The sequence below is a fragment of the Neohoeflea coraliihabitans genome, from assembly GCF_019334345.1.
Classification (GTDB): domain Bacteria; phylum Pseudomonadota; class Alphaproteobacteria; order Rhizobiales; family Rhizobiaceae; genus Pseudohoeflea; species Pseudohoeflea coraliihabitans.
Genome location: NZ_JAHWQX010000002.1, coordinates 492,717 through 518,164 on the forward strand (window position 1 = coordinate 492,717; position 25,448 = coordinate 518,164).

26 protein-coding genes, 1 pseudogene and 1 riboswitch are annotated in these 25,448 nt (G+C 60.7%); of the genes and pseudogenes, 22 read left to right on the plus strand and 5 right to left on the minus strand.

Annotated elements, in window-relative coordinates; genetic code table 11:
* The first annotated feature begins 9 nt into the window (after window positions 1–9).
* From KY465_RS08345 to KY465_RS18850, 3 genes and pseudogenes are all read left to right on the plus strand, one after another.
* Window positions 10–915, plus strand: coding sequence for a diacylglycerol/lipid kinase family protein (locus tag KY465_RS08345; protein WP_219201213.1), 906 nt, complete (start codon window positions 10–12; stop codon window positions 913–915).
* Window positions 912–2,165 carry a DUF2254 domain-containing protein gene (locus tag KY465_RS08350; RefSeq protein WP_219201214.1) on the plus strand — a complete coding sequence of 418 codons (1,254 nt, stop codon included), beginning with the start codon at window positions 912–914 and terminating at the stop codon, window positions 2,163–2,165. The genes KY465_RS08345 and KY465_RS08350 overlap by 4 nt, the downstream gene beginning before the upstream one ends.
* 292 nt (window positions 2,166–2,457) lie before the next feature.
* Window positions 2,458–2,529, plus strand: a pseudogene (locus KY465_RS18850) (hypothetical protein); the annotation flags it as partial.
* A gap of 192 nt (window positions 2,530–2,721) precedes the next feature.
* Here KY465_RS18850 and KY465_RS08360 read toward each other — a convergent pair.
* Together KY465_RS08360 and KY465_RS08365 are read right to left on the minus strand one after the other, a co-directional pair.
* On the minus strand, window positions 2,722–3,084 hold the full coding sequence (locus KY465_RS08360; protein WP_219201215.1) for an ElaB/YgaM/YqjD family protein: 363 nt from the start codon (window positions 3,082–3,084) through the stop codon (window positions 2,722–2,724).
* A gap of 137 nt (window positions 3,085–3,221) precedes the next feature.
* On the minus strand, window positions 3,222–4,364 hold the full coding sequence (locus KY465_RS08365) for a PRC-barrel domain-containing protein (protein ID WP_219201216.1): 1,143 nt from the start codon (window positions 4,362–4,364) through the stop codon (window positions 3,222–3,224).
* A 307-nt stretch (window positions 4,365–4,671) separates the two neighbouring features.
* Here KY465_RS08365 and KY465_RS08370 point away from each other — a divergent pair, with 307 nt between their 5' ends.
* Both KY465_RS08370 and KY465_RS08375 read left to right on the plus strand, forming a co-directional pair.
* Window positions 4,672–5,019: a BLUF domain-containing protein gene (locus tag KY465_RS08370; RefSeq protein ID WP_219201217.1), complete on the plus strand. Its 348-nt coding sequence runs from the start codon at window positions 4,672–4,674 to the stop codon at window positions 5,017–5,019.
* 107 nt (window positions 5,020–5,126) lie between these two features.
* The gene (locus KY465_RS08375; RefSeq protein ID WP_219201218.1) at window positions 5,127–5,636 is read left to right on the plus strand and encodes a hypothetical protein; all 510 of its coding nucleotides are present in this window, start codon (window positions 5,127–5,129) and stop codon (window positions 5,634–5,636) included.
* A gap of 106 nt (window positions 5,637–5,742) precedes the next feature.
* On the opposite strand, the gene KY465_RS08380 is transcribed toward KY465_RS08375, so the two are convergent.
* The 3 genes from KY465_RS08380 to KY465_RS08390 form a co-directional block, all read right to left on the minus strand.
* Complete coding sequence (locus KY465_RS08380) at window positions 5,743–6,609, minus strand: ABC transporter permease (RefSeq protein WP_255561528.1); 867 nt, start codon at window positions 6,607–6,609, stop codon at window positions 5,743–5,745.
* Window positions 6,599–7,369 (minus strand): ABC transporter ATP-binding protein, encoded by a 771-nt coding sequence (locus tag KY465_RS08385; RefSeq protein WP_219201219.1) that lies wholly within the window; start codon window positions 7,367–7,369, stop codon window positions 6,599–6,601. The genes KY465_RS08380 and KY465_RS08385 overlap by 11 nt, the downstream gene beginning before the upstream one ends.
* Window positions 7,370–7,453: 84 nt before the next feature.
* Window positions 7,454–8,488 carry an ABC transporter substrate-binding protein gene (locus KY465_RS08390; protein WP_219201220.1) on the minus strand — a complete coding sequence of 345 codons (1,035 nt, stop codon included), beginning with the start codon at window positions 8,486–8,488 and terminating at the stop codon, window positions 7,454–7,456.
* 159 nt (window positions 8,489–8,647) lie between these two features.
* Here KY465_RS08390 and KY465_RS08395 point away from each other — a divergent pair, with 159 nt between their 5' ends.
* The 17 genes from KY465_RS08395 to gcvH all read left to right on the plus strand — a co-directional run bounded on the left by KY465_RS08395 (window position 8,648) and on the right by gcvH (window position 25,442).
* Window positions 8,648–9,112: a YaiI/YqxD family protein gene (locus tag KY465_RS08395; protein ID WP_219201221.1), complete on the plus strand. Its 465-nt coding sequence runs from the start codon at window positions 8,648–8,650 to the stop codon at window positions 9,110–9,112.
* 127 nt (window positions 9,113–9,239) lie between these two features.
* Window positions 9,240–10,442, plus strand: coding sequence for a glycosyltransferase family 2 protein (locus tag KY465_RS08400; protein WP_219201222.1), 1,203 nt, complete (start codon window positions 9,240–9,242; stop codon window positions 10,440–10,442).
* Window positions 10,439–11,608, plus strand: a complete 1,170-nt coding sequence (locus tag KY465_RS08405; RefSeq protein ID WP_219201223.1) for a glycosyltransferase — start codon at window positions 10,439–10,441, stop codon at window positions 11,606–11,608. Before KY465_RS08400 ends, KY465_RS08405 begins: the two co-directional genes overlap by 4 nt.
* 37 nt (window positions 11,609–11,645) lie before the next feature.
* Window positions 11,646–12,425, plus strand: coding sequence for a cephalosporin hydroxylase family protein (locus tag KY465_RS08410; RefSeq protein ID WP_219201224.1), 780 nt, complete (start codon window positions 11,646–11,648; stop codon window positions 12,423–12,425).
* A gap of 258 nt (window positions 12,426–12,683) precedes the next feature.
* A complete protein-coding gene (locus KY465_RS08415; RefSeq protein WP_219201225.1) occupies window positions 12,684–13,613 on the plus strand; it encodes an ABC transporter permease subunit in 930 nt (309 codons plus the stop codon).
* The gene (gene livM, locus KY465_RS08420; protein ID WP_255561529.1) at window positions 13,613–15,217 is read left to right on the plus strand and encodes a high-affinity branched-chain amino acid ABC transporter permease LivM; all 1,605 of its coding nucleotides are present in this window, start codon (window positions 13,613–13,615) and stop codon (window positions 15,215–15,217) included. The genes KY465_RS08415 and livM overlap by 1 nt, the downstream gene beginning before the upstream one ends.
* A 2-nt stretch (window positions 15,218–15,219) precedes the next feature.
* Window positions 15,220–16,689 (plus strand): ATP-binding cassette domain-containing protein, encoded by a 1,470-nt coding sequence (locus KY465_RS08425; protein WP_428982962.1) that lies wholly within the window; start codon window positions 15,220–15,222, stop codon window positions 16,687–16,689.
* Window positions 16,686–17,420, plus strand: a complete 735-nt coding sequence (locus KY465_RS08430; protein WP_219201226.1) for an ABC transporter ATP-binding protein — start codon at window positions 16,686–16,688, stop codon at window positions 17,418–17,420. The genes KY465_RS08425 and KY465_RS08430 overlap by 4 nt, the downstream gene beginning before the upstream one ends.
* 10 nt (window positions 17,421–17,430) lie before the next feature.
* Entirely contained in the window at window positions 17,431–17,793 is a 363-nt protein-coding gene (locus KY465_RS08435) for a DUF6867 family protein (protein WP_219201227.1), read from the plus strand.
* Between the two features lie 277 nt (window positions 17,794–18,070).
* On the plus strand, window positions 18,071–19,168 hold the full coding sequence (locus KY465_RS08440; protein WP_219201228.1) for a branched-chain amino acid ABC transporter substrate-binding protein: 1,098 nt from the start codon (window positions 18,071–18,073) through the stop codon (window positions 19,166–19,168).
* Window positions 19,169–19,360: 192 nt separating this feature from the next.
* On the plus strand, window positions 19,361–19,951 hold the full coding sequence (locus KY465_RS08445) for a rhodanese-like domain-containing protein (protein ID WP_219201229.1): 591 nt from the start codon (window positions 19,361–19,363) through the stop codon (window positions 19,949–19,951).
* Window positions 19,952–20,077: 126 nt separating this feature from the next.
* Complete coding sequence (locus KY465_RS08450) at window positions 20,078–20,974, plus strand: metal ABC transporter substrate-binding protein (RefSeq protein WP_219201230.1); 897 nt, start codon at window positions 20,078–20,080, stop codon at window positions 20,972–20,974.
* Window positions 20,971–21,888: a manganese/iron ABC transporter ATP-binding protein gene (locus KY465_RS08455; protein WP_219201231.1), complete on the plus strand. Its 918-nt coding sequence runs from the start codon at window positions 20,971–20,973 to the stop codon at window positions 21,886–21,888. Before KY465_RS08450 ends, KY465_RS08455 begins: the two co-directional genes overlap by 4 nt.
* Window positions 21,885–22,739 (plus strand): metal ABC transporter permease, encoded by an 855-nt coding sequence (locus KY465_RS08460; protein ID WP_219201232.1) that lies wholly within the window; start codon window positions 21,885–21,887, stop codon window positions 22,737–22,739. Before KY465_RS08455 ends, KY465_RS08460 begins: the two co-directional genes overlap by 4 nt.
* Window positions 22,739–23,635: a metal ABC transporter permease gene (locus tag KY465_RS08465; protein ID WP_255561598.1), complete on the plus strand. Its 897-nt coding sequence runs from the start codon at window positions 22,739–22,741 to the stop codon at window positions 23,633–23,635. The genes KY465_RS08460 and KY465_RS08465 overlap by 1 nt, the downstream gene beginning before the upstream one ends.
* A 42-nt stretch (window positions 23,636–23,677) precedes the next feature.
* A riboswitch (glycine riboswitch) is annotated at window positions 23,678–23,765 on the plus strand.
* 150 nt (window positions 23,766–23,915) lie between these two features.
* The gene (gene gcvT, locus KY465_RS08470) at window positions 23,916–25,055 is read left to right on the plus strand and encodes a glycine cleavage system aminomethyltransferase GcvT (RefSeq protein WP_219201233.1); all 1,140 of its coding nucleotides are present in this window, start codon (window positions 23,916–23,918) and stop codon (window positions 25,053–25,055) included.
* Window positions 25,056–25,076: 21 nt separating this feature from the next.
* Entirely contained in the window at window positions 25,077–25,442 is a 366-nt protein-coding gene (gene gcvH / locus KY465_RS08475) for a glycine cleavage system protein GcvH (RefSeq protein ID WP_219201234.1), read from the plus strand.
* The last annotated feature ends 6 nt before the right edge of the window (window positions 25,443–25,448 follow it).

The following is a 25,448-nucleotide window of genomic DNA, read 5'->3' on the forward strand; positions in this document are numbered from 1 at the left end:
GGCTTCCCCATGCGTGTCTGCGTGATACTGAACAAGGATGGGGGAACCCTGAAAAGCCTCGATATGGAGGCACTCACCACGGATATCGAGGCGCGTTTTGTCGCGCACGGCCATGAGGTGGACTGCCGGGCTGTCGCTGGCGAAGATCTCATGCAAGCGCTCAGCGATGCCTTTGACAATACTGAGATCGAGGCCGTGGTCGCCGGGGGAGGCGACGGTACGATTTCAGCAGCGGCCGGTTTGGCATGGAAGGCGCAGAAACCCCTCGGCATCCTGCCGGCCGGCACGATGAATCTGTACGCACGGGCACTGGGCATGCCGCTGGATCTTGACGCGGCTGTCGCGGCGCTGGCGGCCGGAACAGTGGGAGCCAGCGACATCGCCACGGCCAATGGTCGGCCCTACCTGCACCAGTTCGCCGTCGGTTTTCATCGCCGCATGATCGAGGAGCGAAATCAGCAGCCCTATGAGACCCGGCTCGGCAAGATCAAGGCGTCGGTGGTCGCCGCGCTGGACACGATCCGCCGTCCCCCCAGCCTCGAAGTTCACATCAACATCGATGGCGTGCAGCATAGGGAGCGTGTCAGTTCGTTGTCCGTGTCCAACAATCCTTACGGCGAAGGCCACCTGCCCTACGCGGACGCGGTGCTGTCCGGAGAGCTGGGGATCTACTATGCGCGGCCGGCGACGGTGGCGGCAAACGCTAAGATGCTTGCCGACATCACGCTCGGAACCTGGCGCAACAATCCGGACATCATCGAAAAGCGCGGACGGGAGGTGGTCCTGACTTTTACGCGCCGCAAGCGGGTGCACACGGTGATCGACGGTGAACTGGTCGATATCAAGGATCCCGTGACCTTGCGCATTCATCCCGGCGAATTGCCGGTCATCCTTCCAGGAGAAGCCCATTTATGAGCATGCGAGAAGGGCTGAAAAGCGTCCCGCAATCGATCTTCATGCTGCTGACAGTGCCTTCGCTGATCGCGCTTGGCATCGCCGCGCTGCCCGTGCCGCTTTACTATATCGATTCGAATTTTGCCGAGGGGTTCATGAGCCCCTTCGTGTTGCAGATCGATCCGCAAAGCGCGCATACCTTGTTGGCGGCAGTGGCGACCGGGGCTGTGACGGCATTGAGCTTGACCTACTCCCTGGTCCTGGTGGTCTTCACCCTGGCGGCCGGCAATATCGGTCCGCGACTGCTGCGGCGCTTCACGACTGAACCGGTCAACCAGGTGACAGCAGGCATCCTCGGGGGCACCTTTCTCTACAGCCTCGTGACGATCATGATGATCCGCCAGGACTTTCTGCCAAAATTCACGATCTCGATCGCCGGCTTCCTGGCCATTCTGTCGGTTCTGCAATTGATCTATTTCGTACGTCATGTCTCGACATCCGTGACCATCGATGACGAGATTGCCGCGATCTCACGCAAGATGGCGAAGAGTATCCGCGTCTTGATGAAACAGGATGCCGATCGCTATTCCGGCGAAGATGAGCATGATTATCACTACGCGATCCGGTCCGAGACAACGGGCTATGTCGGACACATCGATGAGAACGCCGCCATCAGCCTCGCCACCGAGCAGGACCTCGCCGTGCGACTGGCCCAGCCAGCAGGATTCTATCTGCTGCGCGGCGAACAGCTTCTGCTTTTGAACAAGGAGGTCGACGAGGACATTGCAGCAAAATTGCTGGCGCTGGTCACCATCGAACAATCGCGCTCGGATGCACGCAATATCGAATTCTCGATCAATCTGCTGATCGAGATCGCGCTGCGGGCGCTGTCGCCCGGCATTAATGACACCTATACCGCTCGCGCTTGCCTGGACAGCATCACCTCCGCCCTTTCGGAACCGGCACGGCAAGGTCTGCCGACCTATCGTCGCTGCGATGACGAGGGCAAGCTGCGCCTCGTGGTTCCCGGCCTGTCGCTGCAGTCGATGCTCGACACGGCGTTCCATCCGCTGCGGCGCGCCTCGCGCAATAATGTGATGATGGCAATTTCCGTGGCGCAAGCACTGGAGCGCCTGGCCAATGTCGGGACCGAAGAGACGCGCGCCCTGGTCCAGGTGCACGAAAAATTGTTGATGAAGACGCTCGAGGACGCCGGTCACCACGAGGAGGATCTGGCGCAGGTGCGCGCGCATCTCTCCGCCTATCGGTAACGGGGCTCCTCGTCTTTCGGTGTTCTCGTGCGCGAGATGACCGCGAGATCAGGTTTCAGGCCTGCGTCAGGCCCCCGGGTAAGCCCGCGATCATTCTTCGTCCTCGACATCGCCGGACAGGAAACCGCCGACGCCCAACGCTTTGGCCAGAAGCAATCCGCCCCCCGCCACCAGGGCCACGGAAAGGAGCGGCTTGGAGCGCACGATCGCCGGCAGGGTCAGGGCGGCTGTCGTGGCATACAGCGAACGCTTTGACTGGCGCAGGCGCGCCTTCCGCAAGGCACGACGATCGATGATCATCATCACGGCAATCAGCATCAATGCCGTGGCCGCCAATACGGCGGCCACCAGCATCGTTGCAGTGAGCGGGTCCGTTTCAGCGGCAATCGCTATCACGACGGCCACCACGCCGACGGCCCAGGCCGTGACCAGCAGAAACCCGGCTATCGACAGGAAAAGCAGCTTGCGTTTCAGGCGGCTGGCCCAGAAACCGGCCTCTCCGCTGAACAAGCCGAGAACCATGGAAATGGCGACATTGCCCCGCATCGAGCGGCCGTCAGCGACGGGTCAGAAGGGCGATCAGAAAACCGACCCCGGCAGCTGCGGCAATCGACGCCAGGGGGCGTTCGCGCACGTGGCCGGATACCTGCCGCTCTATTTCGTCGAGTTGCTCCCGCAAATCCGCGAGGGTTTCCTGCGAGGTCTGGCGCAACTGGCGCGAACGCACCCGGGCATTGCCCTTGACATCGGTCGCGATCACCGAGCCGGCGTTGGACACAGCTTCAGCCAGCTTCGCCATCTCACCCTTCAGATGAGAGATCTGCGCTTCGACATCCGCTCCGATGTCACCGGTAGCGCCTGGCCGGTCGGACGCGCCTGAAACGTCTGCCTTTGTCCGTGCCGCTGTTGCGCGTGCCATGTGTATCTCCTTTAAAATATTTCGTGATGCGATCGTTCAGGTAACGCGCCTGCGCCCGCAAAGTTCCAAATAGAAAAGCCGGCCCCGAAGGACCGGCTTCCAGATTCAGTTCTGTAACAGACTATGAGACGAGTGCCTTACGAGCGGGTGGCGCGCAGAGCACCATTTTCCCGGTCATTCCGGTAGGTCTCTTCATCGTAGGCCTGCTGCTGTTCCAGCTGGTCCTGGGTGAACGGGGTGAAGATCATCAGATCATCACCATCGTCCTTGCGGAAATCGATATCCTGCGAGCTGACAGCAACCTGCTTTTCGCCGATGCCGAGGAAGCCGCCGATATCCAGAACGAAGGCTTCAACCTGGCCTTCATCCGAAAGGATCACATCGTTGACTTCACCGATGGACTCGTTCTCACTGTTGTAGACCCAGGCACCGAGGAGTTCGTCAGCCGAAACCTGCGAGACATCAACCGGCTGCATGCTTTCGCGATCCACCATCCGGTCATCCGGATTGATGGCGCCGGTGGTCGTTTCGCGGTCGGTCTTCTCGACGGCGGCAGTTTCAGCCGGTTCGCCGACTGCCGGATCGGTAGCGGTTGCCGGAGCAACTGCCGTGGTTTCGGCGACACCGTCAGTGGCCATCGTGCCGACGGCATCGTCCGAGCGCTCAGCAACTTCGCGGGTTTCATCCACGGTGGTCATCGCGGCGGTGTCGAAGGTCGGGGCCGATTCCAGCTGTTCCTTAGAGGCTTCCACGACGATGCGCTCGTCGCCCTGCTCGCCGGTCCAGGAGATGCGGTCGAACTCAACGGCAACGTTCTTCTCGCCGATGCCGAGGAACCCGCCGACGCCGATGATCACGGCTTCGGTCTGGCCGTCCTGAGCGAGCACAAGATCGTTGATGTCGCCGATGGATTCGGCATCTTCACCCATGCCGTTGTACACGGTCTTGCCGATCAGCTTGTTGGCGAGAATTTCGCCGCTGGTGGCGGTGTAGTAACCGTCGATGCCTCCGGCATTGCCCTGGGTCGAAGCAGCCGTTTCTTCATCCACAGCCGTCTTCATCTCGGCATCTGCCTTCATCTCGGCATCAGCTTCGGTTGCAGCGTCTGCTTTCATCTCAGCATTCGCATCGACATCAGCAGACGCGTTGGCGTTGACATCAGCCGACTGTTCGATCTCGGAAGCTTCGTTCAGGGGCTTCTTTGTCTCTGTATCCTGCGCCCAGGCGCCGGTCTGAAGGACGGCGACCATTGCAGTGGTAGTCAAAAGGGTGCGCAACATGATATCTTCTCCTTGTATGTCTGATCGATATACTGACCGGCTTGGCATTCCGTTTTGCAGAGCAGAGGGCCGAGCCGGTCCTTTTCGTTTCGCCATTGAGCAACGTAGGGCGCGACCATTCGTTCCGCGCCGGGTTGCGAATTATTGCTCCGCGGGCCTCAACCAGCTTTGTCAGACAAGGCCGCGAGACGGCGAATAAGTTGTATTACGCATGTCTTTTTTAATAGCCGTGAGCAGCGGTTCGGCAGTAGGTGCGCTTATCAGATGACCCTACGTCATCCCGGCAATCCTTCAGCCAAAGAGGTTCATGTCCTTGTACCGACTGTTCTATGTCAGCACTGCCGTCCCCGATTTCCACAAGTCCGATGTCACAGCGCTGGCCGACAAGGCCGCACAGCGCTATGGCAAGGCCGGCATCACGGGATCCTTACGCTTCAACGGCATCAACTTTGCAGAAGTGCTCGAAGGGGAGAAAGCCGATCTTGACGCCCTGATGAGTGAGATCCGCGCTGACCAGCGGCATACTGGGGTGATCGTGATTGCGATGATCGAGATTGAAGAACGGATGTTTGGGACCTGGTCGGCGTCGATTGTCGACGGGCTCGATTTTCAGGATTTTGTTGAAGCCATGATCTTGCGCACCACCGCGGCCTGAACGCGCTACGTTCGGCGCTCCAATTCAGGCGGGCGCTCCCCTCAGTGGCTGCCCCCTTATATAAAGAAGTCTCTTCGCCCCCTTGTCTACCCTCGACGAGGTACTCGGTGTCCAGTGGGACACCGGGCATCGTCGCGTCTCTCTTCCTGCAAATCGCACTTATTTTGGCAATTTACCGGCTGGTCTGGAACTTTAAGCGGGGCCGCCCGTTTTCCGCTTGTCGAATGCAAAAACACGAGGTCGGGACGAACCCGATCCCTTACAAACAAGTAGAAACCAAAGGATCAGACATGAACACTCTTATCAAAATCGCCGCCGCTTCCGCGTTCGCCCTTTCAGCCGTTGCTCCGGCCCTGGCCGACAGCTCGGGTGCGCTCGATACGACGACCTACTGGGAAGAAAACGCTGTTGAAGTCGATCCGGGCGTGTATCGCCTGATGTACGATGCCGACAACAAGATGATGCGTTCCGATGATGACTTCGCCGCCATGTGGGCCGAAGCCACCGAAGAAGAGCAGACCGCTTTCCGCACTTCCTGCGCCGAGTGGGAGAAGGACAATGCGTTGTTCTCCGATCGCGTGCGTCAGCGTTGTGAGATGGCTGCTCCTTACAACTAAGAGCAGAACATTTTACAGAGAAGCGCCGGGCCCTTGGGTCCGGCGTTTTTCGTTTGCGGTGAATTGCGTGAGCAAGATCAGCAGACCGGGCCCGGCCAAAAAGCCATCACGCGCGCCAGGCAAGCAGCCATTTCTCGGTGCGTCCGATCAGCCAGGCGACGGTCAGGCCCAGCACGGACAACAGCGCGACGCCGGCGATCAACTGATCGATGGCGTATAATGCTCCGGCCATCAGGATGTAGGCTCCGATGCCGAATTCAGCGCCGATCATTTCGGCTGCGACCAGCAATATGATGGCGATCGAGGCGGAAATGCGAAACCCCGACAGGATGGACGGCAGTGCGCCGGGCACGATGATCTTGCGCACGATCGAACGCCAGCTCAAGCCGAAGGATTGGCCCATGCGGATCAGGTTGCGGTCGACATTGTCGACACCGGCATAGGTGGCAATGACAGTCGGGAAAAATGTGCCGAACAGAATCGTGGCGACCTTCGAGCCTTCGCCGATGCCGAACCAGACGATAAAAAGGGGCAGCAAGGCGATCTTCGGGATCGGAAACAGGGCCGCCACCAGCGGCGCCAATCCGGCCCGCACGGTCGAGGACAGGCCAATTGCCAGACCGAGTGTGACGCCGAGCAATGTGCCCAAGGTCCAACCGGCCGAGAGGCGAAAAAGACTGGCGGACAGGTGCTTCCACAACATGCCGGTGGTGACCAGATCAGCCAGGGCACCAGCCGCCTCTGAAGGAGCGGGCAGCGAAATGGGCGAGATCACGCCGGTGCGCGAACCGATCTCCCACAGCGCGATAAGAACGATGAACAGAAGCGGGGCGATGATGCGGCGTGGTCGCGCGACAAAGCCGCCGCCGCGAAAGGGCACGGGTTGCAGCGGTGCGGCAGCTGCCGCTCCCTCGGTGTCAGGCTGATCGGCAGCAAAGTCTTGTTTGTTTGGCAGGATCATCTCAGGCGGCATCGGTGATCTCCCGGTCGGCGGCGCGTGCCTCCTCGCGCATCAGGTTCCAGAGCCGATCCTGAATTTCGGATAGTTCCTTGCCGCGCCCGGCGCGCTCGGCGATGGGAATGTCGATTTCCACAACATCACGGATGCGCCCCGGGCGGCGCGACATGACGACAATACGGTGTCCGAGGCGCACGGCCTCGGCCAGATTATGCGTGATGTAGCACGCCGAGAAGCGGACATCGGTCCACAGATCAACCAGGTCGTCCATCAGCAGCTCGCGCGTCTGGCTGTCGAGCGCCGAAAGCGGCTCGTCCATCAGCATGACGGCGGGATTGACGGCGAGTGCTCTTGCGATGGCAACCCGCTGTTTCATGCCGCCGGACAACTGACGCGGATAGGCCGCGGCAAATTCGGCGAGCTTGGTGCGCGCCAGCACATCGGCGATGATGGCGGCGCGGCGGCCCGCGGCCATGGCGTGGTCCTCCAGCACCAGGCTGACATTGCCCGCGACAGTGCGCCATGGAAGCAGGGCGAAATCCTGAAAGATGTAGGTCAGCGGATTGAGGCTGTCCGCGGGCGGCGACCCGGAGATCAGCACAGAGCCTGAAGTTGCCCGCTCGAGGCCGCCGAGCAAGCGCAGCAGGGTCGACTTGCCGCAGCCGGACGGGCCGACGACACAGACGATTTCAGCGTCGCCGATCGTCAGCGAGACATCGCTGAGAACTTCAACCGTGTCGTAGGCGTGCGTGATGGACCGGGCAATCAGTTGCATGTCGCTCTCCATGCGAGACGCTGGAACCGGCGGCGACCGCCGGCTCGCATGACGGATCGTTCAGCCGTGCGGCAACCGATCGGATCAATAGGTTTCAACAAAGCTCGGGTCGACGAGCATATCCACGGTCACGCTGTCGGGCACCAGCTTTTCCGACTTGAACCACTCAAGCTGATCTTCGACACTTTGCATGTTGAGCCGGGCATCCGCATTGATGCGCATGGCGCCCGCCTTGATGCGCGGCGCGGCCTTCTCGATCGGCTGATCCGCATAGACATAGCGGTGCACGATGGCGACAATTTCATCCACCTCGTCATCGGAGAGGGAAGCATCGACGAACGCCGCGTTGTAATCGGCGATGCCGCGCGACAGGCCTTTGAGGAAACGCTTGACCAGCTCCTGATCTTCGCTGGCATGGCGCGTCGAGGTGAAGACCGTCGTGACCTGGTAATTCTCGATATAATCGGCGACACTGCCGATCTCGACGATCTCCTCTCCGCGGGTCAGCGCACCGGCGATATTGGGAACGATCGACCAGGCATCGATCTGACCGGTTTTCAAGGCAGCGATAACGGCCGGCACCTTCTGCAGCGGCGTGATCTTGATCTCGGCTCGGTCAAAACCCGCCTTGTCCGCGATCTTGTGGGCCATGTAGTGGAAGGAGGAGCCTTGTGTCGTCACACCGAATTTATGACCAGCAAGCTTTTCCGGGCTGGTCAGGCCGGCGTCATAGGCAGCTTTCGAGGCAAGGATCTTCTGGCCGTCAATGTCGTCACTCTCCTGCAGGGCGCCGCCGATAATCTTGACCGCTCCCTTGTCTGCGAGGCTGATCAGACCGGCGGAAATCGCCGTCATGCCGAAATCGATGTCGCCCGAAGCAATCGCAACGGCCATCGGTTGCGCGGCTTGGAAGGAGACGAATTCGACGTCGAGGTCGTTCTCATCGAAGTAGCCTTTGGCCTCGGCGATCATGCTGGGCGAATGCGATGTGAAGGCAAGAATGCCGATTTTGATCTGGTCTGCGGCGAGGGCCGGCGTTCCGGCCGCAAATCCAGCGGCAGCAGCAAGCGAGACAGCGGCGAGGCCGTGCAAGGCCAGGCGACGTGCAACAGTGAACATGTGAACCTCCAGGAGATGTCAGCGACAACAGCCGAGACAATTTGGCCCGGCTATCGCCCGGGCGGTGAAGCTGACACCTATTGCAAGCTCGGGACGGGCGCAAGCACAGCCCGCGAGACCGGCAATTGACAAAGTGGCCAGCGTCGCACACACCGAGGCATGGCCAAGCCAATCCGTATTCTTGTCGATGCCGACGCCTGTCCTGTCAAAGACGAAGCCATCCGTGTGGCGCTGCGCCACGGCCTGGCGATCATCTTTGTCGCCAACGCCTATCTGCGGCTTGAGAAGGACCCGCTGATCAGCCTCGAGGTGGTGCCGGGCAATTTCGATGCCGCCGATGATCGCATCGTCGAACTGGCCGATGACCGCTCTATCGTTGTCACCACGGACATCTTGCTTGCCGAACGGTGTCTGGCCAAGGGCGTCGGCTCGGTGCTGTCGCCGAAGGGCAAGGCGTTCACCCAAAATTCGATTGGCATGGCGGTGGCCACCCGCTCGATCATGTCGGATCTGCGTGCCGGGGGCGCACAGGTCGGCGGTCCGGCGCCCTTCTCGCGACGCGATAGATCGGCATTTCTCTCCGCCCTCGACCTTGCCATCGTGCAGAGCAAGCGCAACGCCTGAATAGACACTGATCCGCGTAGCTCCCCTGCCCCACCGGGCAAAAGATCAAGAGCCAGGACGCGCGCATCACAAGGATGACACAAGCTTGAATTGACAGGTTCAGGGCACACGATTTCGGGAACCCGGCATGATCAATCTGACTATCTGTGTGCCGACGCGCAATAGACAGCGCTACTGCATGGAGACCTTGCGTGCCCTTGCCGGTTGCGAGGGGGCCGATTTCGAGGTCGTCGTTGCGGACAACTCCGATGATGGCGCGGTTCTCGATAATTTCTTCGAGAACACGCTCGCCGATGCGCGGTTCCGGCGGCTGGCACCTGAAAACAGCGTGCTGTCGATGGTCGACAACTGGGAACGGACGATTGCCGAGACGCGCGGGCGGTGGATCTGCTTTATCGGGGATGATGATTATCTCGATCCGCGCCTCAGTCAGGTCTTGCAGTATTACGAGAAACTGCATCCCGATGTCGATGTTGTTGGCTGGAACCGGATGCATTTCAACTGGCCGGACAACCGTCCGATGCAGACCCTGGCTTCCGTGCCGGTGACGTCCGGGACGCTGGTGGTCGACAAGGCCGATCTCCACGACCGCCTGTTCCGGTGGTCGGAAGGACTGCGGCGGCCTTCAGTAAGTTTCGGCGTCTATCATGGCGCCGTACGCCGGTCGGTGCTGGAACGCATCAAGGCCCGTTTCGGGGGGCGCTATTTCGAACATCCGAATGTCGATTATGACAGCGCCTGCAAGGTAATCCTCGAAGCTAACAAGATCGTGCATTCAAACCGTGCGCTTTCGGTGCTCGGCGCCTGCGCTGCTTCGAACTCGGCTGGCGTGCAATCGCAGTCGGTCATGTCGCAACGGTTGCGCACATTTAACGCGGAAAGCCGCCACAACATCCCGGTCGAGCATCCGGACTTTCCCTTCCCTCTCGATGCAAGCAATGCGTCACTGAGCGTGACGATCGCGCACACGATCGTGTGGTTCTGCACCACCTACAATGTGGACATGACAGGTTTTGCAGAGAATTTCGCCAGGGCGGCAGCCAACGAATGCCTCTACAGCCGCAGCGAGGAGCAATATGCCGCGCAGGTGGCCACTTTCCGACGCGGTTTTGCGCAGTGGCACGACGGCCGCTATGCCGAGTATTTCCGGCCTGCGCCCTACATCGCGGACAAAGTCATCAACAAGGCCAGCGGGCTGCATCAGGGCACGGTCTATTTCAACGAGCGCAAGCTCGCCGCCGAAACCCCGGCCGCATTCTATCACTTCGGTGAGCATGCGATGCTGCCTCTGAGGGACGTTCTCTCCGGTGCCAGAGCGTTCGTCCGATGACGCGCCTGTCGATCTGCATACCGACCCGCAACCGACAGGCCTTTGCCATCGACGCGGTGCGTCACATGCTGCAGTCGCCACGCGAAGATTTCGAGGTGATCGTGGCCGACAACTCCGATGACGCAGCGCCGTTGGCCGACTTTGCGCAGGCCAACACCGATTCACGGTTCAGGTTGATCGCGCCAGCTGCGCAGCCGCTGAGCACGGGCGGAAACTGGTCGCGTTTGATCCCCGCCTCGCGCGGTGAATGGATCACCGTCATCGCCGATGACGACTACCTCGACCCCGAGCTGAGTGAAGTTATTCGTCTGGCGGAAAGCGTCGTGCCGAAGGTCGACGCAATCTCCTGGGGCCGTACCCCCTACACATGGCCGGATGCGCGATCGGAACGCGAGATCAGCACCATTCCGACGACAAGCCACCTGCGCACCTACAAGACGCAGGACATGATGAAGCGCCTCTTTTTCTGGGACAAGGCCACCGACCGGCCGGCCTGTCCGTTCGGCATCTATCACGGCGCGTTGAAGCGTGACCTGATCGAGCGAATCCGCGACGCTTTCTCCGGGACGTATTTCGAACAGGGCAATGTCGATTACGACAATATTTGCAAGACGGTGATGCTGGCCGAGGGCTTTGTCTACTGGGAGCGGCCCCTGTCGGTGATGGGAACCTGCCATGCGTCAAACGCGATGGGCATGCGGGAGAGCAAAATCGGCCAGGAGCGCGCGGCGGCTGGCGGCAACGAGCCTGCAGAAGATTTCAAGGCAGCCGACTTTCCGTTTCCAACTGACCTCGGGCTTGCCGCTTCCATCGGCCATACGATTGAACGCTTCAAGCAGCGCTACGGGATCGAACTGACCGGCTGGGAGGACAATTTCATCCAGGCCTGCGCGCGCGATGTCGAAACCTCCACGGACCGTGCTGAATTTTCCTTGCGCAAGAAAACCTACAGCAAGGCGATTGCCGCGTGGCGCGGCAGCAAAGCAGCCAAGACCTTTCAGCCCCACTATAAATGGCAGCCCGGAATGGCGCGTTTCATTGGCGCCGCGGACGACATGCTGTATTTCGACATGGATATGGGCAACACACGCAGCGCCGGCGAATTTTACCGGATGGTCGATGCCATGCTGTTTCCGGTCGAACTGCTGGAATCGCGGCTGAACTGATCTGCGGCACGGACCATCTGAGCCTGAAGGAAAAGCAATGACAGCCGATGACGCCTTTCGCGCCGAAGTGGCGGACAACATCGCCTCGCTCGGACGAGATCGCGATCTGCAGGCTCTGTCGCGGATCTGGACGCGGGAAGTCGCCCCCCACAAATGGTCCTATAACTTCCGCTGGCTCGGCCGGCCAGCGATCCAGTATCCGAACGATGCCTGGGCTCTGCAGGAGTTGATCCATGCAATCCGCCCGGATCTGATCATCGAAACGGGGATCGCTCATGGCGGCTCGCTGGTGTTTTCCGCCTCGATGCTGGCGCTGCTTGATTACAGCGAGGCGAGCGAGCGCGGCGAAACGCTTGATCCGCGGGCACCGAAACGAAAAGTGCTCGGCATCGACATCGACATTCGCGCGCACAACCGCGATGCCATCGAAAGCCACCCGATGGCACCGCGTATCGACATGATCGAGGGTTCGAGTATCGATCCGGCGATTGTCGATGAGGTGAAAGCGCGCGCCGCCGGCTCAGAGCGGGTCCTGGTCTGTCTCGATTCCAACCATACGCACGATCATGTGCTTGGCGAGTTGGAGGCTTACGCGCCGCTGGTGTCGCCGGGCAGCTACATCATCGTCTACGACACGATTATCGATGATCTGCCGGAGGCGTTGATCGGCAACCGCCCGTGGGGAGCCGGCAGCAATCCGAAAACCGCCGTGCATGCATTTCTGCAAACGCACCCGGACTTCGTCATTGACGAGGAAATCGATCATAAATTGCAGATCAGCGTCGCGCCACAGGGCTTTCTGCGGCGTGTTGCCTGATCTCTGCGGCTAGAAGCCAGAATCTCGCCACCTGACGAGATGGGAAATTTTTCCAATTTGCCCGGAAATCCGGGCATTACTTACTGTTTTCAGATGAATTCTCGGTCAATTTTTCCCGATTTATGGAATTTCTGAGGATTCCCCCCAAATTCCGAATTTTTGCTTTGCGACCGGCGTAATCTTGTGAAAGATGGCGACCGGGGAAAGCGGCCACCAGAAAACGGCCGCACAAAAAACATAAAGCAGGGGACCATTTTAATGGAATACCTGATCCAGCAGCTCATCAACGGGCTGACTCTCGGTTCGATCTACGGGTTGATCGCCATCGGCTACACGATGGTCTACGGCATCATCGGCATGATCAACTTCGCGCATGGCGATGTGTTCATGGTCGGCTCGTTCATCGCCCTGGCGGTGTTTTTGATCCTGACCACCGTTTTCGGTTTCACCTTTCTGCCGATCGTCCTCCTGCTTGTGCTGGTCGTGTCGATGATCTTCACCTCCGCCTGGGGGTGGACCGTGGAGCGACTGGCTTACCGGCCTTTGCGCGGCTCCTTCCGGCTGGCGCCGCTGATCACCGCCATCGGCATGTCGATCGTCCTGCAGAACTTCGTGCAGATCACGCAAGGGGCGCGCGTCAAGCCGCTGCCGCCGCAGATCTCCGGTGGCGTGCAGCTGATGGAAGGAAGCACCGTGACAGGCGCGATTTCCGTTCAGCTGTCTTACATGCAGATGATCATCATCGGCCTGACTTTCGTGCTGATGGTCGGCTTCTCGCTGCTGATCGCCAAGACGCCGCTCGGCCGGGCGCAGCGCTCCTGTGAGCAGGACCAGAAGATGGCGGCGCTGCTTGGCGTCAATGTCGACCGGACGATTTCGCTGACTTTCGTGATGGGTGCCGCCCTGGCTGCGGTGGCGGGCATGATGTTCCTGCTGCTTTATGGCGTCGTCGATTTCTACATCGGCTTCCTGGCCGGGGTGAAGGCATTCACGGCAGCGGTTCTCGGTGGCATCGGCTCATTGCCGGGGGCCATGCTGGGGGGCTTGCTGATCGGTCTGATCGAAACCTTCTGGTCCGGTTATTTCTCCGTTGAGTACAAGGACGTCGCAGCCTTCTCCATTCTGGCGATCGTTCTGATCTTCATGCCCTCGGGCCTGCTCGGAAAGCCTGAAGTCGAGAAAGTCTGATGACAAGCACCGATAACCAACCGGCAAACCTCAATCGGCCGGAAGGCGCCCAGGTGAAGCGCGAGGAGCGTCTGGCTGCGCCGAACCGGCCGACCGGACGCCCCGGATCATCCGCTCACCCGCTCGCCGCAGCCTTGAAGGATTCAGTGATTGCCGCCTTGCTGGTGGCCGTACTGGGTTTCTTCTTTTTCGCCATCCGCACCGAGATCGCGCCCGGCGGGCTGGACGTCACGACCCGCTGGATGCTGTGGATCGTCTCGATCCTGGTGGTGTTTTTCGGCCGCCTCCTGATCCAGGTGTTCATTCTTGACGAGCAATCGCGCGGTCTGAAAATCGCCGTTTCGGCGGCCCTCGTGGCGGCGCTGACGGCAATCTTCGTCATCAATTCCTCGCCGGGTGACCGGATCGGGTCGGTTATTTTCGGCGTGCTGATCGGCCTTGCCGCTGTCGGACTGGTCGCCGCGTTTGCGCATTTTCGCGGCAATGAGAAAGCCGCGTCATCGATCGCTGTTCCCGGGCTCGGCAAATGGCTGGGACGGGCACTGTTCGTGTTCGCGCTGGTGCTGCCCTTCTTCTTCACCTACTTCTTTCCGGCGCGCGATCGGCAGTTCATCGATCTAGCCATTCTGATCATGACGTACATCATGCTGGGCTGGGGCTTGAATATCGTTGTCGGCCTCGCCGGCCTTCTCGATCTCGGCTATGTCGCGTTCTACGCGGTCGGCGCCTATTCCTTTGCGCTGCTGTCGACCCATTACGAGTTCATCGGCTTCTGGGTCGCCTTGCCGCTGGCCGGCATTCTCGCCGCCTTCTGGGGCGTCATTCTCGGGTTTCCGGTGCTGAGGCTGCGGGGGGATTATCTGGCGATTGTCACATTGGCGTTCGGGGAGATCATCCGCGTCGTGCTGTTGAACTGGTACCAGTTCACCGGCGGTCCGGATGGCATTTCCGGTATTCCGAAACCGACCCTGTTCGGTCTCGAGTTCAAGCGCGGCGAAGGCGGTTTCGCGGACTTTTTCGGGATGGATTACGATTCCATTCAGCGCTTCATCTTCCTGTATTATATCATTTTCGTGCTGGCGATCCTGACCAACATCATCACCATGCGACTGCGCAAGATGCCGATCGGGCGGGCCTGGGAGGCCCTGCGCGAAGATGAGATTGCCTGTCGTTCGCTGGGGATCAACACCACCAACACGAAGCTGACCGCCTTTGCAACGGGTGCGATGTTCGGCGGATTTGCCGGATCCTTCTTCGCCACGCGGCAAGGGTTCATCTCGCCGGAAAGCTTCACCTTCCTTGAATCCGCAATCATCCTGGCGATCGTCGTGCTCGGCGGACTGGGCTCGCAGATCGGCGTCGTTATCGCCTCGGTGGCGATGATCGGCGGCATCGAACTGTTGCGCAATCTCGATTTCCTGCAGGCAGTTTTCGGCACCGGGTTCGACCCGACCCAGTATCGCATGCTGATTTTCGGCCTGGCGATGGTTCTGATCATGGTGTGGAAGCCGCGCGGCCTCGTCTCGTCGCGTGAGCCTTCGGCCGTCTACAAGGAGAAGAAGACCATCGGCGCGGACATGGTCGCCCAAGGTGAGGGGCATTGATGATGACAGATGTGACATCCATGCCCGCGCAGGGCGGCACCCTTTCGTCGTGGGATGACGATCCCGTATTGACGGTCGAACACCTGACGATGCGCTTTGGCGGGCTTGTCGCCGTCAATGACCTGTCCTTCAATGTCGGCCGCGGTGACATCACGGCTCTGATTGGTCCGAATGGCGCCGGCAAGACGACCGTCTTCAACTGCGTGACCGGGTTTTACAAGCCGACCGAGGGCCGGATCGTCATGCGGCACGGCCGCAACGTTCCGGAAAGCCTGATCGCTTCGGTGACCAATTCGGGCGAACAGCATCACCATGAAGATGGCTCGGGTGTCTTCCTGCTCGAACGCATGCCGGATTTCATGATCTCGCGGCGTGCCAAGGTGGCGCGAACGTTTCAGAACATCCGCCTGTTCGCCGGCATGACGGTGCTCGAGAACCTTCTGGTGGCGCAGCACAATCCGCTGATGGTGGCCTCGAACTTCACCATTGGCGGACTGATCGGCTTGCCGGGCTACAAGAAGTCGCGGGCTGAATCGATCGACAAGGCTGTCTACTGGATGGAACAGGTGCGACTGATCGACCGCGCCGACGACCCGGCCGGCGATCTGCCTTATGGCGCACAGCGCCGGCTCGAGATCGCCCGCGCCATGTGCACCGACCCGCATCTTCTGTGCCTTGACGAACCGGCGGCCGGTCTCAATCCGCGGGAATCCGCCGAACTCAACGAGCTGTTGCAATTCATCCGGCAAAAGCACGGCACATCGATCCTGCTGATCGAGCACGACATGGGCGTCGTGATGCAAATATCCGACCACATCGTGGTGCTCGACTACGGCGAAAAGATCTCGGATGGCGATGCCGAATTCGTCCGCAACGACCCGAAGGTGATTGCCGCCTATCTCGGCGTTGAAGATGAGGAAGAGGTCGAGGAAGTGCTCGAGGAGGATGCCGCGCTGGCGGCCGGCAAGTCAGTCGGGGAGGCTCCTGGCGAGGACAGCCCGGAGAGGCCTCTTGGCACAACGCAGACGGATGTGACCGGCGACGAGAGCGGGCCTGTGCCGAAGTCGGCTGAACTCGATCCGATCCCGCCTGCGGCGGCCGCCAGTGCAGCGGCTCTCGGCGAGCCGGCGGATGGGCCTGCCGCCGATGCGGCGCAGACGCCGATGGCTGGCGCTCTTTCCACCGCGCGCGACGGGCGCCCGGACAAGCTGACGCGTATCAGTGGCATTGGTCCGGTAAATGAGCACAAGCTCAACGCCCACGGCATCTTTCACTTCGACCAGATTGCCGCATGGACCGCTGAAGATGTGAAACAGGCGGAAAGCTATCTCGCCTTTGACGGCCGCATTGCGCGCGAGGATTGGGTGGGACAGGCGCGTCAGCTTGCCGCCGGGGAAGACACCGAATTCTCGCGGCGGGAAGACAGGAAAACGTCCCCGCGTGACCCCAATGGCAAGGGAGGCGCCAAGTGACCGCTGACACGGCTCCGCTTCTGTCGGTTTCCGGCGTGGAAACCTATTACGGCAACATTGTCGCGTTGCGCGGCGTCGATATCGATGTGCAACCTGGTGAAATCGTCACGCTGATCGGTGCCAACGGGGCCGGCAAGTCGACCCTGATGATGACGATATGCGGCAATCCGCGCGCCCGTGCCGGCCGCATCGTCTATGACGGCACCGACATCACCCGCATGCCGACGCATGAGATCATGCGTCTGGGTATCGCACAGTCCCCCGAAGGGCGGCGGATCTTTCCGCGCATGACGGTGATGGAAAACCTGCAGATGGGCGCCCAACTCGTCGATGACAAGCATTTCGACGACGATGTCCGGCGGGTGTTCGATCTGTTTCCGCGCCTGAAGGAGCGGCAGGTGCAACGCGGCGGCACGCTGTCGGGCGGCGAGCAGCAGATGCTGGCTATCGGACGCGCCCTGATGAGCCGGCCGAAACTGCTGTTGCTCGATGAACCGTCGCTGGGCCTGGCGCCGCTGATCGTCCGGCAGATTTTCGAGATTATCGGCGAACTGAACCGCAATGAGGGATTGACCGTGTTTCTGGTCGAACAGAACGCATTTCACGCCCTGAAGCTGGCGCATCGCGGCCATGTGATGGTGAACGGTGCGATCACCATGAGCGGCACCGGACAGGAATTGCTGAAGCGCGAGGAGGTCCGGGCGGCCTATCTCGAAGGCGGCGCACACTAGGATTGGCATGATGGAATCTGCAAATACAAACGCCAACGCGTTACTTTGGGAAGTCTCTGCTTTCGAGTTCATTCTTGTCACCGTGATCCTTGGCGGCGCCGCCGCCTGGATGACCGGACGGGCGCTGGCACAATCCTGGGGCTCGAACTGGGTGCTGGGATTTTATATCGTGCTGCTGACCGCGGCAGTGCGCTTCATCCATTTTTCGCTGTATGGCGGGACGCTACTGACCATCCAGTACTACCTGATCGATCTGGTCGTCCTGCTGGGAATCGCTTTTGCTGCAAAGCGCTATGTACGCGCTGGCCAGATGGCGAGCCAGTACCGCTTCCTGTTTGATCGCAGCGGGCCGTTCGGCTGGAGAAATCGCTGAGCTGAAGCGGGCTGCCCGGCCATCCATGCATGTTTCATTCCGGTTCGCGCAGAGGGGCGAAGCGGTGTTTCGGCGTGTCCGGGGGCAGAAGGCCGTGGCAGTAACCAAACGTGCAGTCAGCAGGAAAAAATACTGCAAATCCTCTTTCAATCGCCCGAATTTTGCGATTTGATGCGCCGCAAGCGAGGAGGAAACCTCGCAGTAATATTGGCAGGGAGGACAAACACCGACCGATCTGCCGCTTGTTCAACCGGTGTATTAATTTAAGGGAGCAACCATGAAAAAGGTACTCTTGGCTGGTGCTGCACTGAGCCTTGTGATGTCGTCCTCCGCTCTGGCCGATATCACCATCGCGACGGCAGGACCGATGACCGGCCAATACGCATCCTTCGGTCAGCAGATGAAAGCAGGCGCCGAACAGGCCGTTGCCGACATCAACGCCGCCGGCGGCGTCAACGGCGAGATGCTGAAGCTGGAAGTGGGCGACGACGCTTGCGATCCGAAGCAGGCCGTGGCCGTGGCCAACCAGTTTGCCGGTGAAGGCGTTGTCTTCGTGGCAGGCCACTTCTGCTCCGGTTCTTCGATCCCGGCTTCTGCTGTGTATGCCGACGAAGGCATCATTCAGATCACCCCGGCCTCGACCAACCCGAAGTTCACCGACGAGCGTCCGGGCGACGGCGTCTTCCGCGTCTGCGGCCGTGACGACCAGCAGGGCGATGTTGCCGGCAAGTATCTTGTCGACAATTTCGGCGATAAGAAAGTTGCCTTCGTTCACGACAAGACCGCCTATGGCAAGGGCCTCGCCGATGCCACGATGGCTGCCTATGAAGCAGCTGGCGGCGAGCCGGCCATGTACGAAGCCTATACGGCTGGTGAAAAGGACTATTCGGCGCTGGTTTCCAAGCTGAAGTCGGAAGGCGTTGGCGTTCTCTATGTCGGCGGTTACCACACGGAAGCCGGCCTGATGGCTCGCCAGGCCAAGGAACAGGGCATGGACCTGCAGATCGTCTCGGGTGACGCACTGGTCACCGACGAATACTGGGCGATCACCGGCGATGCCGGCGAAGGCACGCTGATGACGTTCTCGCCCGATCCGCGCGGCTATGAAACCGCCGCCAAGGTCGTCGAGAAACTCGAAGCTGATGGCAAGCCGACGGAAGGCTACGTGCTTTACACCTATGCTGCCATCCAGGCCTGGGCCGATGCGGTCAAGGCTGCCGGCTCAACTGACTTTGATGCCGTCGTCTCGGCATTGAACGAGGGCGAGTTCTCGACGGTGCTCGGCGATCTGTCCTTCGATGACAAGGGCGACGTGTCACTGCCAGGCTATGTCTTCTACGAATGGTCGGACGGCAAATACACGCAGATCAACTGATCGTGTGAGCCGATCGGCAGGTGACGCCCGAGGGCGCCACGCCAATTGACACCCGAGGCCCCGGCGAATTTTCGCCGGGGCCTTTTTCGTGACCTGGGCCGACCGGGCAAGAATTTGCCATTTCGGCGCTCCGGTCGCATGGTGAAGCATCGAGACCCGGTGCCCGTGCACTCTCTTTGGGAGGATATTCTCATGCGTTATCTGCTGCTTGCCGCTTTATCCCTGCTGTTTGTTTCCGCCGCCACCGCCGAACCGGTGGGCATTGACCGGGAACGCATGTCGGTGACCGTGGAAACGGACAAGGGTCCCTATGAAATTCGCCGCGAGCAGGACAATGCAGCCGTCATCAGCGGCGAGTTCGCGCGCACCTCGCGCCCCTGCCCGCCCTTCTGCATCCAACCGATGCAGCCGGCCGAGGGGGTGACGACGATTGGCGAACTTGAACTTTTGGCCATGCTCGAGGATCCGGAGGTGACGGTGATCGACAGCCGTACCAATGACTGGTTTACCGGCGGCACCATTCCCGGCGCCCGGCACATGGCCTGGGATCGCATCAGTGAACGGCTTAATGAACTCGGCTGCGAACCGGACTTCGATGGATGGGACTGTCAGGCGGCGCACAAGGTGGCGCTGTTTTGCAACGGGCCGTGGTGCGGCCAGTCACCGACGGCGATCCGGGCGATGATCACCGCCGGCTACCCGGCCGATAGGATCAGCTATTACCGTGGCGGCATGCAGGTCTGGCGGATGCTGGGACTGCCGGTGGTTACCCCGGCGAACTGAGAGCGGCGCTGGCATTCCGGCCAGGAGACACAGCGCCTCGCCTGCAATTGCGAATGAGTTGCAACTGACTTGACAGTGGCGCGGGCGCTGCTATGTCTGGAATGCAACTCATTTGCAGGAGCAAACATGCGTTCTTTGTTCATCGCGGGCGCCTTCGCGGCCGCTCTCGTTACCGCGGCCATCGGGCCGGCAGCGGCGGCACCGCTCAAGGTTTTGACAAGTTTCACGATTTTCGCCGACATGGCGCGCAATGTCGCCGGCGACAAGGCCGAGATCGTGTCGATCACACGTCCGGGCGTTGATATCCATACCTTCCGCCCGACGCCGGCCGATATCCGGCGCGGACTGGGGGCGCAGCTTGTTTTGTGGAATGGCCTCAATCTGGAAATCTGGCTTGAGCGGTATCTGGAGAATCTTGGTGGCGCAAAGCTGGTCACGCTGTCGGACGGGGTGGAGCCGATCCTGATCGCCGAGGGCGACTACGAAGGCAGAACCAATCCGCATGCCTGGATGTCGCCGGATGCGGCGCTGGTCTATGTGGACAACATCATCGCCGCGCTGAGCGAGGCCGATCCGGACAATGCCGAGAGCTACGCCGCCAATGGCGCAGCCTACAAAGCCGAGATCGAGGCAACGGTGGCGCCGATCCGCGAGCGGCTCGCTTCGATACCGGACGACAAGCGCTGGCTGGTGACCAGCGAAGGCGCGTTCAGCTATCTGGCGCGCGATTTTGATCTGAAGGAGGCCTGGCTGTGGGCGGTCAATTCCGAGCAGCAGGGCACACCGCAACAGGTCAAGAAAGTGATTGATCTGATCAAGGCGCACGAGATACCGGTCATCTTTTCTGAGAGCACCGTTTCGCCAAAGCCAGCCGAGCAGGTGGCGCGCGAAACCGGCGCGCGCTACGGCGGGGTGCTGTATGTGGATTCCCTGAGCGAGGAAGGCGGACCGGTGCCGACCTATCTCGACCTGTTGCGGGTCACCAGCGAGACTATTGCCGAGGGGTTGGCGCAATCCTCATGACCGGTTCCGGCACGTCTGTTCTCGACAGCGCCAATGCGGGCCGTGAAAAATCGGTCGGCCTCGAAGTGCGCGCTGTCAGCGTCGTCTATCGAAATGGCAACAAGGCGCTTGATCAGGCATCCTTTGCCGTGCCGCGCGGCTCGATCACCGCCCTCGTCGGGATCAACGGCTCCGGGAAATCGACGCTGTTCAAGTCGATCATGGGATTTCTGCCGTTGATGTCCGGTGAAATCCGCATTCTGGGCCTCAGCGTTGCAGAAGCGTTGAAGCGCAATCTCGTCGCCTATGTGCCGCAGAGCGAGGAAGTTGACTGGAGTTTTCCGGTGCTGGTCGAGGATGTGGTGACGATGGGTCGCTACGGCCACATGAATTTCTTGCGCATGGCGCGAGCCGAGGATCGGCGCAAGGTGGATATCGCCCTCGAACGGGTCGGCATGAGCGCCTATCGCAAGCGGCAGATCGGCGAATTGTCGGGAGGTCAGAAGAAGCGCGTCTTCCTGGCCCGCGCCCTGGCACAGGAAGGGCGCGTCATTCTCCTCGATGAACCGTTCACCGGTGTCGATGTGACAACCGAGACGCAGATCATCACGCTGCTGCGTGAACTGCGCGATGAGGGTCACGTGATGCTTGTCTCGACACACAATCTCGGCAGTGTGCCGGAATTCTGTGACCGGGCCGTGCTGATCAATCGCACCGTGCTGGCGGAAGGGCCGACCGATGACGTGTTCACCGCGCAAAATCTGCAGGCGGCATTCGGCGGCGTGCTGCGGCATTTCGTGCTCAGCGGCAAGGATCTGCATCACGACCATGTCGACGACGACCGACAGCTGACGGTGCTGACGGACGACGAACGGCCCTTCATCATCTACGGGGACGACGCCCGCAAAGCCGGCGGCGAGCCTGGTTCCGAATGAGCATGCTGCTTGAACCCTTCGCCTATGATTACATGGTCACAGCGATGTGGGTCTCGGCGCTGACCGGCGGCATATGCGCATTCCTGTCCTGTTACCTGATGTTGAAAGGCTGGTCGCTGATCGGTGATGCGCTGTCGCACTCGATCGTGCCGGGGGTGGCGGGCGCCTACATGCTGGGCCTGCCCTTTTCCGTTGGCGCCTTTCTCGCCGGCGGGCTCGCGGCTGCGGCAATGCTTCTCATCCGCGCCCGCACGCTGCTGCGGGAAGATGCGGTGATCGGCATGATCTTCGTTTCGTTCTTTGCGCTCGGCCTGTTCATGGTCTCCGTTTCCGCAACACCGATCGACGTGCAGCGCATCGTTTTGGGCAATATTCTGGCGATCACGCCAGCGGACACATTGCAACTGGCGATCATTGGCGGTGTCACCATGGCGGTGCTGCTGATCGTCTGGAAAGACCTGATGGTGGTGTTTTTCGATGAAAGCCACGCCCGCGCCATCGGTTTGCGCGTCGGCCTGCTGAAGGGGCTGTTCTTCACGCTGCTCAGCGCCTCGACGGTGGCGGCGATGCAGACGGTCGGTGCGTTTCTCGTCATCTCGCTGGTGGTGACGCCCGGCGCAACCGCATGGCTCTTGACCGACCGCTTTCCGCGGCTGATCGTCATTGCCGTGACAATCGGCGCCCTGACCTGCCTGATCGGCACCTATCTGAGCTATTTCCTTGATGGCGCCACCGGCGGTGTCGTCATCGTTCTGCAGACCCTGCTGTTTCTCTCGGCCTTTGTACTGGCGCCGCGGCACGGCATTCTGGCGCAACGGCGTCGTGCCCACGCGGCGATGGAGGGCGCGTGATGGAGGCCAGTGGCATGCTCGGCTTTTTCATTGAACCCTTCGCCTATGTCTACATGCAGAAGGCGTTTCTGATCACCTTGATCGTTGCCGTGCCGATGGCGATGATGAGCTGCCTGATGGTGCTAAAAGGCTGGTCGCTGATGGGCGATGCCATGGCGCACGCCGTGCTGCCCGGGATCGTGCTTGCCTTCATCGCCGGCCTGCCGCTGGCACTTGGCGCGTTTGCCGCCGGTCTCTTTTGCGCTGTCGCGACCGGATTTCTCGATGCCAACAGCCGCATCAAGGCCGATACCGTTCTCGGCATCGTGTTTTCGGGAATGTTCGGTCTTGGACTGGTGCTCTATGTCAGCATACGGACCAGCCTGCATCTCGATCATATTTTGTTCGGCGACATGCTCGGCATCGCCTGGGCCGACATTGGCACGACGGCGTTGCTGGCAGTGCTTTGCGGTGGTTTCTTCATCACCAAACGTCGCGATCTGCTGCTGCAAGCCTTTGACGAAGGCCATGCCAGGGCCATCGGTCTGCCGACAAAATTCCTGCACTATGCATTGCTGACCGCAATCGCCCTGATGATCGTTGCGAGCCTGAAGGCCGTTGGCATCATCCTTTCAATCGCCCTGCTGGTGGCCCCCGGCGCGATCGCCTTCCTTGTGGCGCGGACTTTCGCGGGCATGGTGGTGCTGGCGGTGGCGGCAACCTGTTTTTCGGCAATCACCGGCATTTTCGCCAGCTTCCATCTGGCCAGCGAACCGGCTCCGACGATGGTGCTGGTGCTCAGCCTGTTGTTTTTACTGGCGCTGCTGCGTGCGCTGCTCTCGGCCCGGCTTACGCGCTCGGTGGGTTCTCACGCCCGCGCCATGCGCGAAGATTCCGGTGCAGGGCGCAGCTCCTGAGGCAAAGCCCCTTGCTTTCGCAGCGTGATTGAGCAAAGTTTCGGTGACCTGTTGGGAGAAGTCGGCTGACGCCGGTGCCGAAGGAGCAACCGCCCCGGAAACTCTCAGGCAAAAGGACCAGCAGGCAGACACACTCTGGAGACAGGCGTTCAGGCGCCGGCCGAAGGGATAGCAATCTCAGGCGAAGGGACAGAGGGGGTTGGAAACGGACAGGTTGAGATTGTCCGCATCATCAACTCCGCGCGCCCGGAACCGCGCCCATCCCGCAGCGAGATCTCACGTGACATCCGAATCGGCTCTTTTAAAAACCCCGCTCCACCCGCTGCATCTGGAACTTGGCGCGCGCATGGTGCCGTTCGCCGGCTACGCGATGCCGGTTCACTATCCTCTCGGGGTGTTGAAGGAACATTTACACACGCGCGCCCGCGCCGGCTTGTTCGACGTGTCACATATGGGCCAGCTGCTTGTCAGACCGAAGAGCGGCACGCTCGATGATGCCGCCCTGGCGCTAGAGACCATCACGCCGGTGTCAGTCAAGGGCCTGAAGGAGGGACGGCAGCGCTATGGACTGCTGACGAATGCCGATGGCGGTCTCGCCGATGATCTGATGATCGCCAATCGCGGCGATCATTTCTACCTGGTGGTCAATGCGGCCTGCAAAGCGCAGGACATGGCGCTGATCGAAGCGGCATGCGGCGCCAGCTGCATGGTGGAGGCGCAGTTCGACAGGGCCCTGTTGGCATTGCAGGGTCCGGACGCTGCGGCGGTGCTGAAAGACATGGCACCGCAGGCCGCCGAGATGCGGTTCATGGACGTGCGCAGCATCGATCTCGATGGCATCAACGCGGTCGTGTCGCGATCCGGATATACGGGCGAAGACGGCTACGAGATTTCGGTGGCGGCGGGAGACGGCGAGAAACTGGCGCGGCGACTGCTCTCGCATCCGGCTGTCGAAGCCATTGGCCTCGGGGCGCGCGATTCGCTGCGACTGGAAGCCGGCCTTTGCCTCTATGGTCACGACATCGATGCCGAAACCACGCCCGTCGAAGCCGGTCTGAACTGGGCGATCCAGAAAGTGCGCCGAGCCGATGGCGAGCGAGCCGGCGGATTTCCCGGCGCTGATGTCATTCTTGCGCAATTGCAGGACGGGCCGGAACGGCTGCGCGTTGGCCTGGCTCCGGAAGGCCGGGCGCCGGTGCGCGAGGGCGCGAGCCTTTATCGCAATGAAACCGATGACAAGCCGGTCGGGCGCGTGACGTCTGGAGGGTTCGGACCCTCCTACGGCGGACCTGTTGCGATGGGCTATGTACCGCATGAACTGAGCGATGCCGGAACGGTGCTCTACGCCGAAGTGCGCGGCAAACGCCTTGCGGTGCGCGTCGCCGCCCTGCCCTTCGTTCCTCACAGCTACCATCGTTGAAGCCTCAGACAGGAATAGATCATGACGATAAAATATACCTCCGACCATGAATGGCTGAAAATCGAAGGCGACATTGCCACCGTCGGCATCACGGCCCATGCCGCCGAGCAGCTTGGCGATCTGGTGTTCGTCGAATTGCCGGAGCCCGGCACGACGCTTGAAAAAGGTGCCGAGGCGGCGACGGTGGAATCGGTCAAGGCGGCGTCGGAGGTCTATTGTCCGCTCGATGGCGAGATCACCGAGGCCAATGAGGCGATCTCAAGCGATCCGGCGCTGGTCAATTCAGACCCGACCGGCGATGGCTGGTTCTTCACACTGAAGCTCTCCAATGCGGCCGATGCCGATGAGCTTCTCGACGAAGCTGCCTACAAGGCTCTGATTGACTGAGGTGGA